The 17,817-nt window shown below is 46.8% G+C and carries 14 protein-coding genes; 3 read left to right on the top strand and 11 right to left on the bottom strand.

Going from position 1 to position 17,817, the window contains the following annotated elements; genetic code table 11:
• The first annotated feature begins 258 nt into the window (after positions 1–258).
• Positions 259–3,006 carry a DUF5689 domain-containing protein gene (locus MKY92_RS05115; protein WP_339301693.1) on the top strand — a complete coding sequence of 916 codons (2,748 nt, stop codon included), beginning with the start codon at positions 259–261 and terminating at the stop codon, positions 3,004–3,006.
• A gap of 97 nt (positions 3,007–3,103) precedes the next feature.
• Here MKY92_RS05115 and MKY92_RS05110 read toward each other — a convergent pair whose 3' ends face one another.
• The 5 genes from MKY92_RS05110 to MKY92_RS05090 all read right to left on the bottom strand — a co-directional run bounded on the left by MKY92_RS05110 (position 3,104) and on the right by MKY92_RS05090 (position 7,238).
• Positions 3,104–3,364, bottom strand: coding sequence for a hypothetical protein (locus MKY92_RS05110; protein WP_339299494.1), 261 nt, complete (start codon positions 3,362–3,364; stop codon positions 3,104–3,106).
• A 264-nt stretch (positions 3,365–3,628) separates the two neighbouring features.
• A complete protein-coding gene (gene phnE / locus MKY92_RS05105; protein ID WP_339299492.1) occupies positions 3,629–4,435 on the bottom strand; it encodes a phosphonate ABC transporter, permease protein PhnE in 807 nt (268 codons plus the stop codon).
• Positions 4,432–5,283 (bottom strand): phosphonate ABC transporter, permease protein PhnE, encoded by an 852-nt coding sequence (gene phnE / locus MKY92_RS05100; protein WP_083657224.1) that lies wholly within the window; start codon positions 5,281–5,283, stop codon positions 4,432–4,434. The genes phnE (MKY92_RS05105) and phnE (MKY92_RS05100) overlap by 4 nt, the downstream gene beginning before the upstream one ends.
• Positions 5,280–6,077, bottom strand: a complete 798-nt coding sequence (gene phnC / locus MKY92_RS05095; RefSeq protein WP_062837418.1) for a phosphonate ABC transporter ATP-binding protein — start codon at positions 6,075–6,077, stop codon at positions 5,280–5,282. Before phnC ends, phnE (MKY92_RS05100) begins: the two co-directional genes overlap by 4 nt.
• Positions 6,078–6,254: 177 nt before the next feature.
• Positions 6,255–7,238, bottom strand: coding sequence for a phosphate/phosphite/phosphonate ABC transporter substrate-binding protein (locus tag MKY92_RS05090; RefSeq protein ID WP_339299491.1), 984 nt, complete (start codon positions 7,236–7,238; stop codon positions 6,255–6,257).
• 273 nt (positions 7,239–7,511) lie between these two features.
• Here MKY92_RS05090 and MKY92_RS05085 point away from each other — a divergent pair, with 273 nt between their 5' ends.
• Complete coding sequence (locus tag MKY92_RS05085; RefSeq protein WP_339299490.1) at positions 7,512–9,116, top strand: bifunctional UDP-sugar hydrolase/5'-nucleotidase; 1,605 nt, start codon at positions 7,512–7,514, stop codon at positions 9,114–9,116.
• 92 nt (positions 9,117–9,208) lie between these two features.
• Here the strand turns inward: MKY92_RS05085 and MKY92_RS05080 are convergent, their stop codons facing one another.
• The 4 genes from MKY92_RS05080 to MKY92_RS05065 all read right to left on the bottom strand — a co-directional run bounded on the left by MKY92_RS05080 (position 9,209) and on the right by MKY92_RS05065 (position 14,753).
• Complete coding sequence (locus tag MKY92_RS05080) at positions 9,209–9,544, bottom strand: hypothetical protein (RefSeq protein WP_339299489.1); 336 nt, start codon at positions 9,542–9,544, stop codon at positions 9,209–9,211.
• Positions 9,545–9,821: 277 nt separating this feature from the next.
• Entirely contained in the window at positions 9,822–11,660 is a 1,839-nt protein-coding gene (locus MKY92_RS05075) for an ABC transporter ATP-binding protein (RefSeq protein WP_339299488.1), read from the bottom strand.
• Positions 11,641–13,449, bottom strand: a complete 1,809-nt coding sequence (locus MKY92_RS05070) for an ABC transporter ATP-binding protein (RefSeq protein WP_339299486.1) — start codon at positions 13,447–13,449, stop codon at positions 11,641–11,643. Before MKY92_RS05070 ends, MKY92_RS05075 begins: the two co-directional genes overlap by 20 nt.
• Positions 13,450–13,694: 245 nt before the next feature.
• Positions 13,695–14,753: a CotH kinase family protein gene (locus MKY92_RS05065; RefSeq protein ID WP_339299485.1), complete on the bottom strand. Its 1,059-nt coding sequence runs from the start codon at positions 14,751–14,753 to the stop codon at positions 13,695–13,697.
• 345 nt (positions 14,754–15,098) lie between these two features.
• Here MKY92_RS05065 and MKY92_RS05060 point away from each other — a divergent pair, with 345 nt between their 5' ends.
• Complete coding sequence (locus MKY92_RS05060) at positions 15,099–15,791, top strand: hypothetical protein (RefSeq protein WP_339299484.1); 693 nt, start codon at positions 15,099–15,101, stop codon at positions 15,789–15,791.
• 207 nt (positions 15,792–15,998) lie between these two features.
• Here MKY92_RS05060 and MKY92_RS05055 read toward each other — a convergent pair whose 3' ends face one another.
• Positions 15,999–16,565, bottom strand: a complete 567-nt coding sequence (locus tag MKY92_RS05055; protein WP_339299483.1) for a hypothetical protein — start codon at positions 16,563–16,565, stop codon at positions 15,999–16,001.
• Positions 16,566–16,702: 137 nt separating this feature from the next.
• Positions 16,703–17,806 carry a toxic anion resistance protein gene (locus MKY92_RS05050; protein ID WP_036606281.1) on the bottom strand — a complete coding sequence of 368 codons (1,104 nt, stop codon included), beginning with the start codon at positions 17,804–17,806 and terminating at the stop codon, positions 16,703–16,705.
• Positions 17,807–17,817: the final 11 nt, after the last annotated feature.

The raw sequence follows: 17,817 nt of genomic DNA, 5'->3' as shown, positions 1-17,817 counted from the left end.
ATGGCTTTTTTAATGCCGAAATCAATATACGATGGTAGATTGGATAAATAAAGACAGGATCGAATTACCTATAGATATGTCAAAAGACCCAATTTTACAAATATCGAGTTAATTTTTACAAATTGTTATGACTATGTGAGATTTTCATGTGGTAGAATATGGACGAACTCATGAATCAACTAATATTTGGGAGGGATTTGGTTGGATAAATTAACAGGTATGCGAGGAGTATTTTTAAAATCACTCCTGGCATTGTCCATGGCTTTGCCACTTCAGATCGGATTATGGAACGGAGATGCATCGGTTCATGCGGAAGGACCGACAGACCCGGCACCGTTCATCCAGGCAAAGGTTGTGAACCAAAATGCAGGTAAAAAAGTATTGTTCGACAACTCTCACGGCCAAACGGCTGGAGCTGCAGACTGGGTCATTGATGGTGGTTTCTCCGACTTCGGGAATGCACTCGCGAATGATGGTTACGATGTCAAAGAACTTCGCAAGACAACTCCATTTACCTATGATGATCTGAAAGAGTATAACGTATTCGTTATTGCAGAGCCTCAAATTCCTTTCAAAACATCCGAACAAGCAGCACTGAAACAATATGTTGAAACGGGCGGCAGCATCTTCTTTGTTGGAGATCACTATAATGCCGACCGTAATAAAAACCGCTGGGATGGCTCTGAAGTCATCAACGGCTATCGTCGGGGAGCATTCGAAGATCCGGCCAAAGGTATGAGCACTGATGAGCGTAATTCTGAAGCGATGCAAAATGTAACCGGCTCGGACTGGTTGTCCGATAACTTCGGCGTACGTTTCCGCTATAACGCACTTGGCGATATCAACGCCAATATCGTTGTACCGGCAGATCAAGCCTTCGGCATCACAGAAGGGGTATCGGCTGTAGCCATGCACGCCGGTTCAACACTCGCAATCACTGATCCGGAAAAAGCAAAAGGCATTGTGTACCTGCCAAAAACCAATGCAAAATGGAATAACGCAGTGGACCAAGGCGTCTACAACGGTGGCGGGATCGAAGAAGGTCCTTACGTAGCCGTATCCAAGCTGGGTGCAGGTAAGGCTGCTTTCATCGGTGACTCCTCTCCAGTAGAAGATGCATCACCAAAATACTTGCGTGAAGAGACAGGCACACGCAAAACAACTTATGACGGTTTCAAAGAAGCCGATGATGCCGTGTTGCTCGTGAACACCGTGAACTGGCTTGCTACACAAGAGAACTACACAAGCCTGACTGAAGTGAACGGACTTGAACTGGACACAGCTACAGCTTTGTTGCCATTCGAAGAGCCGGCTGCTTCCACAGAACCACAGGCTGAACCTTGGTCCGCACCTGCTGCCGGATACAAGTGGTACGATCGTTCCACGTTCAAGGCTGGTTCTTACGGCGGCCCTGCATCCAGTGCAAATGCTGCCTACAGCTTCGTGAAACAGGATACTCTCCCAAATGCAGAAGACTTCCAGGTTCGTGTAGTTGTAGAGAACATGCCACCCAACACAACCGTATCCGGTTATAGTGCCGGTATCTATCTGACTGGTGGAACACAGGTCGCCATGATCCAGAATGAAAGTGGTACTTGGCCGACTTCGTACGGCTACAGCTCCACATTCAGTGTAACCTCGGACAGTAAAGGTCGCGCGATCAAAGATCTGAACGTACGCATCAAACCAGGTACAACTGGCGCTGCCAGCTTGCGTCTGCGTCTGAATGGTAGCAACCTGATCACTAATGCCGTGACCGTAGGTAATGTGCCAGCAGAACAGCTTCCAGAAGAAGAAGGACCGATTCCAGCAGCTATCACCGTTGCTGAAGCACGCACCAAAGCAGTTGGCACTACCGTAACAATTGAAGGTGTTGTGACGACAGAGCCGGGTGCATTTGGTGGACAAGCCTTCTATCTTCAAGATGAAACTGCTGGAATATACGTGTTCCAGCATACTAGCGGCTTCCATGCTGGTGACAAGGTGAAAGTAACGGCAGCAACAACCATCTATAACAGCGAGTTTGAGCTTACCGATATCGTTGCGATTGAGAAAACAGGTACAGCCTCCGTACCTGCTCCAATCGAAGTAACAGCAATTACAGATGCGAACCAGGGTCAACTGGTTCAATTGAAGGATGTAACAATCGAGAATATCATCAGTGCTACACCAGTTGGATCATTTGAATTCGACGCGGTAGCAGCAGACGGAACAAGCACGCATATCCGTGTAGACACCCGTACAGGTGTGACAGATACATCCTTCCCTTATGTTGCAGGGGACAAGATCAGTATCACAGGCATTTCCGCTATTTTCAAAGATGTATATCAATTGAAACCAAGAAGTTTGAATGATTTTGTACCTGCTGAAGAGCAAGGTGGCGGCGAAGTGCCTTCCACTCCAGCTGCAGGAGCACCGGGTAAACCGGTGCTTTCTTCTGATAATGGATATACCACTGGCCTGTTCGAAGGTTCGTATAACGTAAACATGAACCTCTGGTGGGGCGAAAATGGTTCCGAGTACAAACTGTATGAGAACGGCGTTCTAATCGATACACAGAAGTTGACTGCGGCTTCACCATCGGCTCAGTCCTCCAAAACAGCTATTACAGGTAAAGCCAACGGTACGTATACCTACGTAGCCGAGCTGACCAATGACAAAGGCACAACACGCAGTGACGTGCTGACAGTACAAGTAACCAATGCTGCTCCAGGCAAAGCTACGTTGTCCCAAAACAACTGGGATGGTGATGGCAACTACAACGTATCCATGAACCTCTGGTGGGGTACAAACGCAACTGAATACCGTCTCTATGAGAATGATGTATTGATTGATACACAAGCGTTGAACGCAGTAACACCAGCTTCTCAAAGTGCTACAACTGAATTGTCCGGTCGCGCTAACGGAACGTACACGTACCGTGCTGAGCTGATCAACGCCGCAGGCGTAACCAGCACCGAGACAATTACAGTTCAAGTGACCAAAGCGTTGCCTTTGGCTAGTTAAGTCTCAGCAAAGAAGCCTAACATTTCACCAAGCAACTAAAAAACCGAAACCAACATTGCCTGATTCACAGGGCAACATGGTTTCGGTTTTTTTTCATTCATTTCAAACGTTCAGGCTCATATCCATTTCTAACAAATAGAATGCTGTTCCATACAGCACAATAAGCGGCCACGGCGATAACACTAATGACAAAAATCAAGTTCATCTGTGTAAACGTATAACTGCTTCCCGTGAAAATGATCAGGATTGCACTGAGACCAATATTTTCTCTGTTATGTTTTTTAAACTTCTGAAAGATCATTCTGTACAGTAATAGGAGTACTATAAACCCAATCCATATATTTTGAAATAATTCCATAGGCACCCTTCCTTATCCCTGAATTCCCTTTATATAGAAACTTTATTCTTACATATAATTGAAACATAATTCAATCATTGTTATACATATTCTTTGAGCACTCTTATTCCTCAACGGTTAGGTGAGCAACAAAAAACGTTGTTTATTTGCAGACACAAAAAAAGACTATCCCTGCCAATATTCCGGCACCGAATAGCCCTCTCTTCTTACGCTATCAACTTATCTTAATTTATCATCTAATATATTCGTAGCGCCACATTAACTCTACACCAGTTTCTTACGAATATACCCCGAGATCAGGTCGATGATCGTGATCATCACGATAATACCCAGCAGGATTATACCTACTCGCGGCCAGTTCCGGGTGCTGAGTGCAAAGATCAGCGGTGTACCAATCCCCCCTGCTCCGATTACACCAAGTATGGTCGCGGAACGTACATTAATCTCGAAACGATACAATGTATAGTTCAGGAAGCCAGGCATAACCTGTGGCAGGATGGCAAACCACAACTGCTGCATACGATTGGCTCCGGAGGCAAGCAGCGCCTCGGATGGGCCGTAGTCGATATTTTCAACTTCATCTGCGTACAACTTGCCTAACATGCCGATGGAGTGCAACCCAAGGGCGAGTACCCCTGCGAATGATCCCGGGCCAACTGCCTTGATGAACATCAAAGCCATGATAATCTCAGGGAACGTACGGATGAAGCTGAGTACCATTTTACCTGCACCTGAGATGGAGCGATGTCCACTCATGTTGCGGGCAGACCAGAATGCAAACGGGATACAGAGTACTGCCGAGATTACAGTACCTAGTACGGAGATTGCCAACGTGTCCAACAATCCCCGTAGCAGGTCTTCTCCCTCAGGCAAATATACAAACTCCCAGTCCGGTGAGAAAATTCCGGCTACAATGGCTTTCATAATCTGAGCGGCAGTTTCCTTGAAACCAGTAAACGGTACACCAGCAAGGGCCCAGGCATACACAAGGATCAGCAGTAACACAATAACCCAGCGTAGCGGGTTCTTCCGTGGTTTTGGCCGAATGCGGCTTGTTTCATTTTTCATCATAGCAATTTCTCCCGCAGCTTAGTACTTACATAATCAATGACCAGAACGATGACGAGGGTAAACAGAATGATAACGCTAGTCTTGTCATACTCCAGGAATCCAAGTGTAGCCTCATAGTAGAGTCCAATCCCTCCGGCTCCGACCAATCCCAGAATGGCAGCAGCACGTATATTAATCTCGAAGGCATACAGCACATAGGATGTGAACTGGGCAGCCAGTTGCGGCACCACACCATACACAATCAGCTGAATTCGGTTCATACCGACAGCCGTCATCGCTTCCAGCGGCCCCTGATCAATGGTTTCTAGCGTCTCATACGTCAGCTTCGCAATCAGACCTACGGAGAACACAGCCAGTGCCAAGATTCCGGGAATAGGTCCCAGACCAAATACGGCAACGAACAAAGCAGCAAGCAGCAGATCCGGTACGGTCCGAATCAGGTTCAGCAGAAAGCGCGCCGGATAGTAGATCCAGCGACTTGGCATCAGATTACCGGCACAGATAATCGAGACTGGAATGGCAATAATGGCACCGATCGTTGTTCCAATCAAGGCCATTCGGATCGTCTCCAGCATGCCTTGCACGATATTATCAAAGTAACTCCACCGGGGTGGAAACATATCCTTTAACAATTTCCACATTTCAGGGAATCCCTGAAATAACTCTGTGAAGCCGGCATCGGTCTGCTTGGCACTCGCCCATAGAAGGAGCAGAATGATCACTAAGGTGAGCAGATGTTTTGTACGCCCAGGCGGTTTTGGGCGATTTACAACCTGAGCCGGGCTGGAACCAGGTTCCTTCCCCACTCCGCCTGAATTCTGAAGTGGAACGTTGGACTGCCCCTTCATACCACAACTTCTCCCTGCTCATGCACAGCCTGCTTGTCCAACAATTCGTCAGCCAGAATTGGTCTGCCGTAAATCTCTGCAAAGCGCTCATCCGTTGCCTCTTCCACCGGGCCGTCGAAGACCACCTCACCTGCTCGCAATCCGACAATACGGGTCGCATACTCTCTCGCCAGATCAATAAAGTGAAGGTTAACGATCGTAGTAATCCCAAGGTCTTGATTGATGCGTTTCAGGTCATCCATGACCTGTTTTGTTGTAAGCGGGTCAAGTGAAGCAACCGGTTCGTCGGCCAGAATGATTTTTGCTTCCTGTGCCAGTACACGGGCAATAGCGACACGCTGTTGTTGTCCACCAGACAACTGATCTGCACGGGAATAAGCTTTCTCCGAGATATTCACACGATCCAGCGCAGTGAATGCCAGTTCAATATCCTCTTTTGGAAAACGACCCAGAATGGTACGCATAGTGGAATGATATCCAACCCGTCCAGCGAGTACGTTACGTAGTACACTGGACCGTTTCACCAGATTGAAACTCTGGAAGATCATGCCGATGTCACGTCTGATCATGCGCAGCCGTTTGCCTTGTGCCTTCGTGATGGAACTTCCGTTAATCAGAATCTCGCCCTCACTAATGTCGTGCAGCCGGTTAATGGAGCGTAAGAGCGTTGATTTACCTGCACCGGACAGACCCACAACAGCAATGAATTCACCCTGCTCAAATTTCAGATTAATATTATCCAGGCCCTTGGTTCCGTTAGCGTAAGTTTTGGTAACGTTATGAAGCTCAATCATGACAATATCCTTCTTTCATTCATAATGATCAACCATACATGAGTCCTTGCTATAATGGCACAAGCCAGCGCAGCGTAGATCACGCTGAACTGGCCTGTCCATTGCTACGATTAAGCTGTTCCCATCCAAGAAAGCGACTACAAAGTGAACAGATCCCGAACTACTTTTGGATCAGAATTATTCACCTTTCACTTTTTCGCCATACTGACGAACGATCTCAAACTTGCTATCATCGGACTCTACATAACCTTCATGTGTATAGATTTCTTTGATGATCTGGTGTCCTTCAGTATCTTTACCGATATCGATGAAGGCTTGTTTGATCTTCGCAGTCCAATCTGCATTCATGTCTGTACGAACGGCAATGGTATCGTTAGGAATAGGCTCAGTGAACGCCAGTACACGTGTATCTTCAAATACAGTCGGATAGTCTTTAGCTACCGTGTTGCGGGCATCTTGGAAAATAGCTGCTGCATCAACATCACCGTTCAATACAGCGATAACACCTTGGTCATGACCTTTCAACGTTACAGGTGTTACATCTTTTAATGGATCAATGCCTCTGTCCAACAACAGACCTGCTGGCCATACATAACCTGCGGAAGACGTTACGTTTTGATAAGCAACCTTTTTACCTTTAAGTTCTTCGATGGATTGAATCGGCGAATCTTTTTTTACAATGAACATGGATTTATAAGAATCCGCCAACTCTTCGGTTGGAGCACCTGTCTCATCATTTACACCAAAACGTTGTGCTTGCAGAATAACTTGTGCAGCGCCTTTTTCTTTAGCCAGTACATAAGCTGTCGGAGGCAAGAAACCTACGTCTACTTTGTTGGAAGCCATTGCTTCAATAATTGTGTTGTAGTCGGTGGATACGCTGACTTTTACCGGAATGCCCAGTTTGTCACCAAGCAGCTTCTCCAGCGGTTTCGCTTTGGCTTCAAGCGTATCTGCGTTCTGGGAAGGAACAAATTGAACCGTCAATTCAGTTGGCACATAACCTTCGACAGCTTTCTCTGTCTCTGCCGTAGACGTGCCGGATGCATTGGAACTCGAATTATCCCCGTTAGCCGAACCTGTTGTACTACCGCTAGACCCACAAGCACTCAGAAACAGAACCAAAATCAACAATGGTAAAAATAAAGCAGACTTCTTCAAACGAACACCCTCCAAAGAGTTTCTATTTTTCAGTACTTATCTACTATAATTGCCAAACATTTGCGCGATGTGAAACGAAATTTGGAGTTTTGTAAAGTTTCCTGTCAGGCTGTCAGCGCGACTTGTATCTGTTAGAATAGGCTCATTATGGTTGAAGATATAGGAAGAACATCGGAGATAACAGCGTACACTTCGGTTTTCAGGCTATTCTTTCTTCTCCGTTTTATGATAATTCCATATATCTGAACTTATATATTAGAGGAGATTGTAAAAATGACATCCATAAACCATACGGCAAGCTTCGATATTCTGTATACCAGTGATCTGCACGGGGCGATCCGTCCCATTCATTACAATACCAATGCCTACCGCCCGGCCGGGCTTGCCTTGCTGGCTTCCCTGATTCGTAAGGAACGCGAACGTTCACCTGAACTGATGCTCGTGGATAATGGGGATCTGCTGCAAGGATCACCCTTGGCCTCTTATGCAGCTTCACAGGTTTCCAAAAACGAAGTGCATCCATTTATAACAGTACTGAATGAACTGGGTTATGATGCTGCGGTGATGGGAAATCACGAGTTTAACTATGGTCCGAATCTCTTGCACGGAGCGGTTGGCGCTTCCAATTTCCCATGGCTGTCAGCCAATATCGTAAAAGATGAGCAACCAGACGTACCTGCCCTCGGCCCTCCGTATCTAATCAAAACATTGTCTACGGGTGTCAAAATTGCCCTGTTGGGCGCAACTACGCATTACATTCCAAACTGGGAGCACCCGAAAAATATTGAGGGTTTACAGTTCCATGATGCCTTGGAGACCATTCGTACATGGGTTAGCTATATACGCGAGCATGAACAACCCGATGTCATGGTTGTGAGTTATCACGGCGGATTTGAGAGTGATCTGGAGACAGGAGAACCTGCTGAACGGTTAACTGGAGAAAATCAAGGCTATGCCATCTGTCTGGACATCGAAGGCATCGATGTGTTGCTTACCGGACATCAGCATCGTCAGCTTACAGCTGAAATTCACGGCGTAACCGTCATTCAGCCGGGATTCAGTGGAAATGGTGCGGGGCATGTAACCGTTCAGTTGGAACAATCATCGGGCGGGAAATGGCAGATTACCGATAAGAAGGCTCGGTTGTTACTTCTGGATGAACATAATGAGGTTGAACCTGATGCAACCGTCATGAAACTGACAGAAGAGCTGGAAACTGAGGCACAAGCATGGCTTGATCAACCCATTGGCGAGGTGGCTGGGGATTTATCCATCACTAATGCTACGGCTCTGCGACTCAAGGCACATCCATTCATTGCTTTTGTACATCAAGTGCAGATGGAAGCGACTGGAGCGCAGCTCTCCAATACCGCCATGCTGAGTGAAGAAGCTCGCGGTTTCGGGAGGCACATCACCGTTCGGGACGTGTTATCCAACTTCATTTATCCTAATACTCTGACGGTGCTGGAGTTGAGTGGTCAGGATATCCGGGAGGCGTTGGAACAAACGGCTCGTTACTTTGAAGTGAATGCTTCTGGCGAGGTCGCAGTCAATCCGGCTTATATGGAGCCCAAACCCCAACATTATAATTACGATATGTGGGCTGGCCTGGAGTACGAGTTGGATATCTCCCAACCTGTAGGCAGCCGAGTTGTGAAGTTGGAACGTGAAGGCAAACCAATGGACATGAATGGCACGTACTCTGTGGTGATGAACAGCTACCGTGCTGCTGGCGGTGGAGATTATGCAATGTATCCAGGCAAAAAGGTACTGCACGAAGGTGCCACGGACATGGCCGCACTGGTGGAGGATTATATTCGTAGACATCAACCATTAACGGTTGAACAGGCGAATAACTGGAAAGTTATTGGAAGTTAAATGAGAAAGAGCAGGTCCTGTGATCAGGATCTGCTCTTTTGTTTTCAACCTATTGCTTACTTGTTCTTATTGAACTACCCTGTCCCATCCCGTTATCCGATATATTGAAGGATTAGCTGATATAACGCTATTGAAAATCCTAAAATACTCGCTTTCATTTTAGATGGATGATTTCTTTCGCTGCGAATCAAATAAAAGAAAACCACTATAAATCCTAAAGGAATCCATAGCTCAAAGACACCTTTTGTTGTACTTTGAGAATAAATTGGAGTAATGAACGTACTAATCAAAAAGTAAAAGAAAACCGTAAAACGTCTTGTTTCTAACTGCTTGCTCCACCTTACTAAAAAGAAAATAATAATGATAGCGATAATCGTAATGTGTAACGGGGGGAGAAGAAGAGCAGCATTCCCAAATTCGAATTCCATTCCGCATGGCCCTCCTCTCTTTTAATGCATCACTTGACTGACTAAAGGCATACGTGTAAAAATTCATTCTCATGCTTCAAAACCGCTGGCAACCTTCCAAAGACGGACCCATTCCAATATTTCCTTATTTTAACACACAATCACAGTTCCATTTCCCAAGTTTATTCAATAAAATATGCAAAAAGAGCAGAAGTGAGGAGCATTGTGCCCTCATCCCTGCTCATTTTACATACCTACAAGTTTTTTTCTAATACATGTCACATATTATCCAAAATGACTACTGCGCCTTTTTACGCAGCTGACTGTAATAAAGCTCGCTGTAGAAACCGCCTTGTTCCAGCAACGCATCATGCGATCCTTGCTCCAGTAGATGCCCATCCTTCAGCACCAGAATTCGGTCGGCTTGACGGATCGTGTTCAGCCTATGGGCAATGACAAAGCTGGTTCGTCCCTGCATCAGACGTTGCAGCCCTTCCTGAATTTTGATCTCCGTGACGGTATCAATACTGCTGGTCGCCTCGTCCAGTACGAGTATCGATGGATCTGCCAGAATTGCCCGGGCAATGGCGAGTAATTGCTTCTGCCCCTGACTAATGCCGCTCCCGTCGGCCTGGAGCACTTTGTCGTATCCATCCTTCATTCGCACAATGAAGGAATGGGCATTTGCCAGCCGGGAGGCTGCTTCCACCTCTTCATCCGTTGCGTCGAGACGGCCAAATCGAATATTTTCCCGAATCGTACCCTGAAACAAAAATGAATCCTGTAGTACAAATGCCATATGGGACCGCAGATTCTCACGCCGAATGGTCGTCATATCGCGACCATCTACCGTTAATGTGCCACCTGTGGGATCATAGAAACGGGATAATAGCTGAATCAATGTTGTTTTCCCCGCTCCGGTCGGACCAACAAGGGCAATCATCTCACCCGGTTTGGCTTCAAAGCTGATGTCATGCAAAATGTTACGTCCTTCATCGTATCCAAAGGATACTTTGTCGAAGCGAACGGCTCCCTCTACCTTGTCCAGAGATACCGCTGCCCCTTCATCCTTTGCTTCCTCATCTTCGTCCAGCACCTCGAATACGCGCTCAGCCCCCGCAATCGCGGACAATAACGTGTTCCACTGGTTCGCCAGATCATTCAGCGGACGGGTGAATTGACGGGCATATTCCACAAAGATAATAATTACCCCAACCGTAACGGAACCCTGAATCGCCAGAATACCACCGATACCCGCAACAATCGCAAAGCTCAGGTTATTCAATCCATTCATCAGTTTCGGGATAAAACCAGAGATCGTCTGTGCCCAGAAACCGGAGATCCGGATGCGGGTATTTCGTTCCTCAAAACCACGAATCACCCGTTCCTCTTGCGAGAATGCCTTAATGATCCGCTGGCCGGATAACGTCTCTTCGATGTAACCGTTAAGTTCACCGAGATTGCGCTGCCGTTCCTTGAAGAGCGGTCCCGTTCTGCGCGTAATCCAACGCATGCCGATGGCCATCAGAGGCACAACGATAAAGGTAAGCAGGGTCAGTAGCGGACTGAGCCAGAGCATAACCCCAAACGTTCCGAGCAGTGTTAATACACTCGAGAAAATCTGGATCGCCGAGCTATTCAACGTACCGCTAACATTCTCGATATCATTGGTCACCCGACTCATAATCTCCCCCTGCTGGCGTTTACCGAAGAATGGAATCGGCAGTTTGTGCAGATGGGAGAACAGATCATACCGCATGCGGAACACGGTTTCCTGTGCAATTTCGATCATCCATATATTTTGTAACCAGGATGTAAGAGAGAACAAGATATACACTGCGGTTAATCCAATCAGAAACCGAGTCCAGCTTGAGTCGGCTTCACCCGCGATGAAATCATCCACGGCCACCCCTACCATGTAAGGACCAAGCAAAGCAAGTGCGGAGCTGGCAAACACCATCAACAGTACCATGGACAGCTTAACCTTGCGACGTGCCAGATAGGTCCAGATACGACCTAATGTACCGGACCAGTTCTTCGCACGTGCCTTGGGTTTGCGGCCACCACCTGACCGTAACGTCTCAGGATCAATCGGTGGCGGTGGCTGACGGAAAGGCTCAATGAATGCTTTGAACATGCTGTGCACCCTCCCCGTATTGTGATTCATGGATCCGACGATACAGCTCTGACGATTCCATCAGGTCTTCATGTTTTCCTTGCCCAATGAGTTGTCCATCATCAAGCAGCAGAATCAGGTCCGCCGAAGTGGTCGAACTGATCTTCTGGGTGATGATAAACGTGGTACATGACAACTCTTCCAGCGCATCCAGCAGTCTGCCTTCTGTAGCCACATCCAGTGCACTTGTGCTATCGTCCAGAATCAGAATCCTTGGTCTACGTACCAGTGCTCGTGCAATGGAAAGTCGCTGCTTCTGTCCACCGGAGAGATTCACTCCCCGTTGACCCAGCAATGTATCATAACCGTTTGGTAAATTCTCAATCGTTTCATGGATCTGCGCGCGCTTCGCGGCTTCCACGATCTCATCCAAGGTAGCATCTTCCTGACCCCAGGCAATATTCTCCCGTATGGAACCGGTAAACAGGACAACCTCCTGAGGTACATAACCAATCGCACCACGCAGCATGGACAGATCCAGCTCTGATGCATCGGCACCATCAATTCGTACCTTTCCTTGATCCTCTGTGTATAATCGTGGAATGAGCTGTACGAGCGAAGATTTGCCTGAGCCAGTTGCTCCCATAATGGCAATGCGCTCCCCCGCTTTTGCCGTGAATGTGATGTTATCCAGTACTGTAATTTCACTATTCGGATAACTGAAGCCTACACTGCGGAATTCAACCGCTCCCTGCACAGCGCGCTGTTTCTTCGCCGGGTATACAGATTGCGGAAAATGCGAAGATTTCATAGATCCAGCAGATGGTGCAGACGCTGATACTGCCTTATTCTGTTCAGTCTCCGACGTGTCCTCCGTATTAAACACTTCATTCAATCGTTGCGCCGAAGCGCTTGCTCTGGAGAAAGTTACCAGAATCCATGACAACGCAGACATGGCACCAATTGTGCGAAGCAGGTAGTTAATGACGGCGACCACTTCACCCACAGTTGCATTACCGGAGGCAATGTCGACTCGTCCAAACCAAAGCACGGCGATGATACAAACGTTCATCATTAGCAGCATGAACGGCATTGTGGTCTCCGTCAGGCGCAGCGCGGAGATTGTGCCTTTCATCAACTTGCCGCTGAAACCGGCAAAGCGCTCAATCTCATGGCCCATCCGTACGAAAACACGGATCAGCCGAATGCCTGTCAGATTCTCCTGGATGACTCCATTGACGGCATCCAGTCTGCGCTGCACATTGCGGAACAGCAGCGCTGCCTTTTTGATCATCCACACCACAACAATGAGCAGTACAGGCACCATGACAACCAGCAGCAGACCCAACCTCGGGTTCACGATCACTGCCATAATCATGCTACCAATCACCACAAGGGGCACACGCGTCATGAAGCGCAGACTCATGAAGACGGTGTCCTGAACCTGGGTCACGTCCCCCGTTAATCGTGTAATCAGGGACGACGTCGCGAACCGGTTAAAGACGGCATAAGAGAACGTTTGCACTTTCTCATACAACTTCTCCCGCAGATCGTATCCGAACCCCAGACTTGCATGGGATGCAAAGAACGAACTCGCAATTCCGGCAGCAAAAGCCACAACAGCACTACCAACCAGCACACCGCCCCACAACCAGACAACAGAAAGGTCTCCCTGCTGAATCCCGTTATCGATGATCTTGGAGATCAGATAAGGCTGAGCCAGCTCCACCGCAAGCTCAATTAACATCATGACCAGGGCTGCAATCGCGGCAACTCGGTACTTCTTCAAGTAGTACAACAGCTTGATCATAAGCATTCCTCCGGCTTGAAGCACCCTAAACCGATAACACGTTCCAGCTCAGAGCCTCCATTAGACATGTTGTTTTCTCCACAGCGTCCAATATGTAATCATTTCTATGTACACATATGGTTATTATAGCGTATTTTACAATGCCGCTTCTATTCTTATTACCCTACTTTTCCCATTACAATAAACTTCTCTTCATTTTGGCAGTAAAAAAAGGAAGGTCTCCCTTCCCCACGCTAGTTAAGTGCTTACAGCTGATGTAGTTTTTCACTTAGATACTCCCGACGTTTCACCACATATTCGCGAATTCTTTCCGGTTCACCTGCAAATACATCCATGGGCCATTTCATGTAAGGATCTTTGTTGACATCTTCACGAATCTCATTGTGTAACCGATTCACCAAGGGCATAATTCGCTTCTCTGTAAAAGCATTCATCAGATGCTGGCGCAGCAGCTTTTTATATTGCTCACGAAAATGTCGGAAGGCCAACATTTTGCCCGTAAGTTTATTATACCCCTGGATACGAACAAGGCTGGCATCCACCTTCGCCCCGTAACAATTTCTTCCCCAGGTACCTTCATAATCCCATGGCAGGATACCATATTTTTTGGTTTTTGTTTTCTCATACCACGTGTAATTCTGATCAAATCCGTCAAAGTTGCCGGTAAGTACAGCCCCGCATAACCAGCGTAGATAGTTGTCCGTATCGATCCTTGACTGTAAAAAGCGAAACAGCTCCAGTCTGGACTTTGTGTTCAGTTGTTGAATAAACGTACGCAGCCTGGCCTTATCCACATCCTTGCCACGAATCAAACTGTATCCTGACAACAGGTTCGTACTCGTGTTTGTTGATGATGAGTTCGAGTTGATCGTAAACCCCGCATGATCATTGATCGCATAAAAGATACTTCGCACAGGTATTTTTCTTTGGAGAAAAAAGAAGGATTTCACCCCTTCGATCCGCAGGTATACCCCTAACAGCTCCCCATTAAGGTAGAGCACACAGTGCCGAGTCGCTGGGGCCGGTACACGTATCGACTCGAAGAAATGAAAAGACAGCGCATTTCGAAGCAGCGAGGGGTCATCATACTCCGCATTAAAATGATACGTCCGGCTGGATGTACGAATCTCAAATGACTTTTTGGGATAACCGCGTGTATGCCCTCCTCGATAACGAATCCGGATCGGGATCTGTTTGCCGTCCATCTGCATGGAGCCTTTAACCAGTTGTTCAGACCATATATCGGATGTCAGTTGTTGATACTCCTGCGCAGGCACAGCAATCCGGTAGACAGGTAAACCCATGTTCATCCGCCTTTCAATGACCTGTGATATTAGTCCGGTACGTACTTCCTGCATCCTATGCAGGAGCACAGCAGATCGAACGGGCATATGCACAGGATCATGCAAGCAAATACAAATGTAATATACTCAAATACGAACAAAATCAGGAATCTATCATCTATGAATATACAAAACTTTGTATAGATGATAGCCAATTTGATATACAAATGGTTTGTTGGCCAGACCCTCCAACGAGCATGCCACATATGATTAAACTACAGACAAACTTGAATGCAGATTGAGAGATTATCACAGCACCCGTCATTTTAGTTGATCTGAACTTATATTTTGGAAGGGGTAAATACAATGTCTATGAATGGTCAGGGAATACGAGGTTTGCTTGGGAGAGAAGTCAAAGTCAATCGGGGTCCGGAAGCAGTTCAAGGGAAATTAATAGATGTTCGTGGTGACTACATGGCTGTTAGCTGTAAAAAAGGATTTGTATATGTAAATGGATTAAATGTCAAAAGCATCACCGACACAGGTCGCTCCAGTGGCAGCTCGGCTCCAATGAACAATCCCATTCCTTCTAATTCCTTTTTGGAAGTCGTACAGGCACTGCGTTTCAGACGTGTACTGATTAATGAAGGCAGCCGGGATGAGGTGGAAGGAATCCTCGCTGAGGCTAACCAAAACCAGTTAATTATCACAACAGATCGTCAAGAAGTGGTTCGAATTCCGACATATCATGTCAAGTCGATATGCATTGTACGTGGCGGCAACAAATCTAGCGGAAATAAGTCCTGTGGGAAACCTTCTCACCCTGACAAATCCAGTGGACACAAGTGCTGTGAGAAACACCCTCACAAATCTACCGGACAAAAGTGCTGCGAGAAACATCCTCACAAATCTACCGGACACAAGTGCTGCGAGAAGCACCCTCATAAATCTACCAGACAAAAGTGCTGCGAGAAACATCCTCACAAATCTACCGGACACAAGTGCTGCGAGAAGCACCCTCATAAATCTACGGGTTATGTCTCAGGCCGGAGAAAGTAAGCCATGCCTGCAATGGCTAGTGATCTGCCAGTTTCAAAGGGAGAGTAACAGTGGGGCCCTTAAGGCGCCGCCAGAACTTCTCCCTCTGGGAGATCCCTGTAAAATAACATATGAAGATCGCCCTCCATATGACACATATAAATCAGGAGTATCTGCCTAACTTCGCAGAAATATAGTTATCTGCTTACATACTAAGCGGGATGTTCACTACCATCTTCTACGTCCACGGTCACCCCTGTTGTGATCATTCAACTCACCAAGACGATCGTATGTCTCTTTATATATCCGAATCACGGCCTGAACTTTGATAAAATCAGCATCTTCCGGTCCAAGTCCCTCCATAAACATTCTCTGAATGATCTGTTGGAAGAATTGCACTCTGGCCTCAATCTGTTCTTGCTCAAGCTTCAATACTTCCTCGAAGCTATGGTTCCCTATGTAATCCATCAACTCATCATCAGGACTGGAATAATCTGCGTTTCTTCGATCTGCAACCCATTCATCCGGTTCATTGGACTGGAGGTTAACACTGGTGCGCAGTTGAGATAAGATGATTTTCTCTTTAGCCAACATGACATGAAAATCTTTGTTACGGAGCAGCTCCGATACAATCAGACTGCACATTTCACGATTTTGGATCAGTATGCCGTCAAAAGGATGCAGTGTCCAATTCCCGTTCGCATAATACAGGTTAAAGTTAAAGAACTCACTGCCATATTTGTATTGAATATTAATCTTGGTCTCATCAATAATCTCAAATGAAAAGTCCAGCATGTTCAGCAAGCTCCTTTGCACAACCCCAGATTTTACCTCATTCTATCAAATAAATGAAACAAAGAGACGCACTCGGCGTCCCTCGTAGAAAATAAAACCATGTAGCACTCTCGATACGATATGCAGCGAGTCCTACTCTAATCCAGGAAAGAACCTAATGCACTGGAATCCGGTTTGTTTTTCTCCGGAATGGCAGCAGCCTTCGGCCCTTCCAGACCCAGTCGATCGCTCATTTTGGCGTTAAGTGTTGTCATCTTGTTGGTATAGTCATTACAGCTCTCGATGATCCGGCGATTGGACTGCTCGGACAGATCCAGCGCAGACATCAGATCACCCATCGCCTGATTGACTGCTTCAAGGGACATCGCCGGTTTGGACAACAGTTCATTCGTTTTCTCTGTTGTTGTCTTCAACAATCTGGCGTTCTCCTTGAATTGATCTTCAATTGTCTTATTCGTAGCTTCCACAGCAGAAATGACCTTCTCCTGATCATTAAGTGCCATCGCAATCATGGCCGAAACGGTGATCAGATTCGCTGTTTTATCAATGGCGTTATTCACTGAATCAATCAACTTGTCATTGTTATCATTAATGATGTCGGTAGCTGCAATCGCCTGATTGTACAGCATGATCATCTCTGTCATGGATTGGGTACGTGTTACCACTTTGCGCAACCCACGCTCCAGATGTGCTTTGCGATTCTCGTTCTCAGGCTTGGCGATCTCTGTTTCAAATAATGCTTTTAACTGATTACCAAAAGAGATTTTGGTCTGCAGATTGTAGATCTCCTGAATCGAAGAACGTTTCAGCTGACGCATGTTCACGATACTTTCTTCCAGGTTGTCCTTGCCGTCCCGCAACCCGTTAATGATGGCATCAATGTTTGTGCGAACGGATTGATAACGGTACACGTAGTTTTTCAGCGGGCTTTTACGTAACAACTTCCCGACAAAACTCACATTTTTGCTTTGCTGCAAACTCTCACATTCATCACGGAGCTTCAGGATCATGTTGGATACCTCTGCCCGGTTCCCGGACATCAGTTCATTGACTGGACGATCAAGCAGCTTGAGAGTCTGTCCTGCTCTCTCTTGTGTTTTCACGCCCAACTTGCCGATATCATCCATTAAGGTATCCAGGTGAGCCGGATCACTTTGGGACACTTTCTGAATAAGCTGTGTTGCTTCCTGGTTAATCCGTTGCTCATCTTCCTGCTTCAACTGAGCCCATTCCGTTGCCATGCCAATCCCTC

It is taken from the genome of Paenibacillus sp. FSL R5-0623 (assembly GCF_037974265.1).
Taxonomy (GTDB): Bacteria; Bacillota; Bacilli; order Paenibacillales; family Paenibacillaceae; genus Paenibacillus.
The sequence above is the reverse complement of the archived record's forward strand: the minus strand, read 5'-3'. Positions and strand labels throughout refer to the sequence as shown.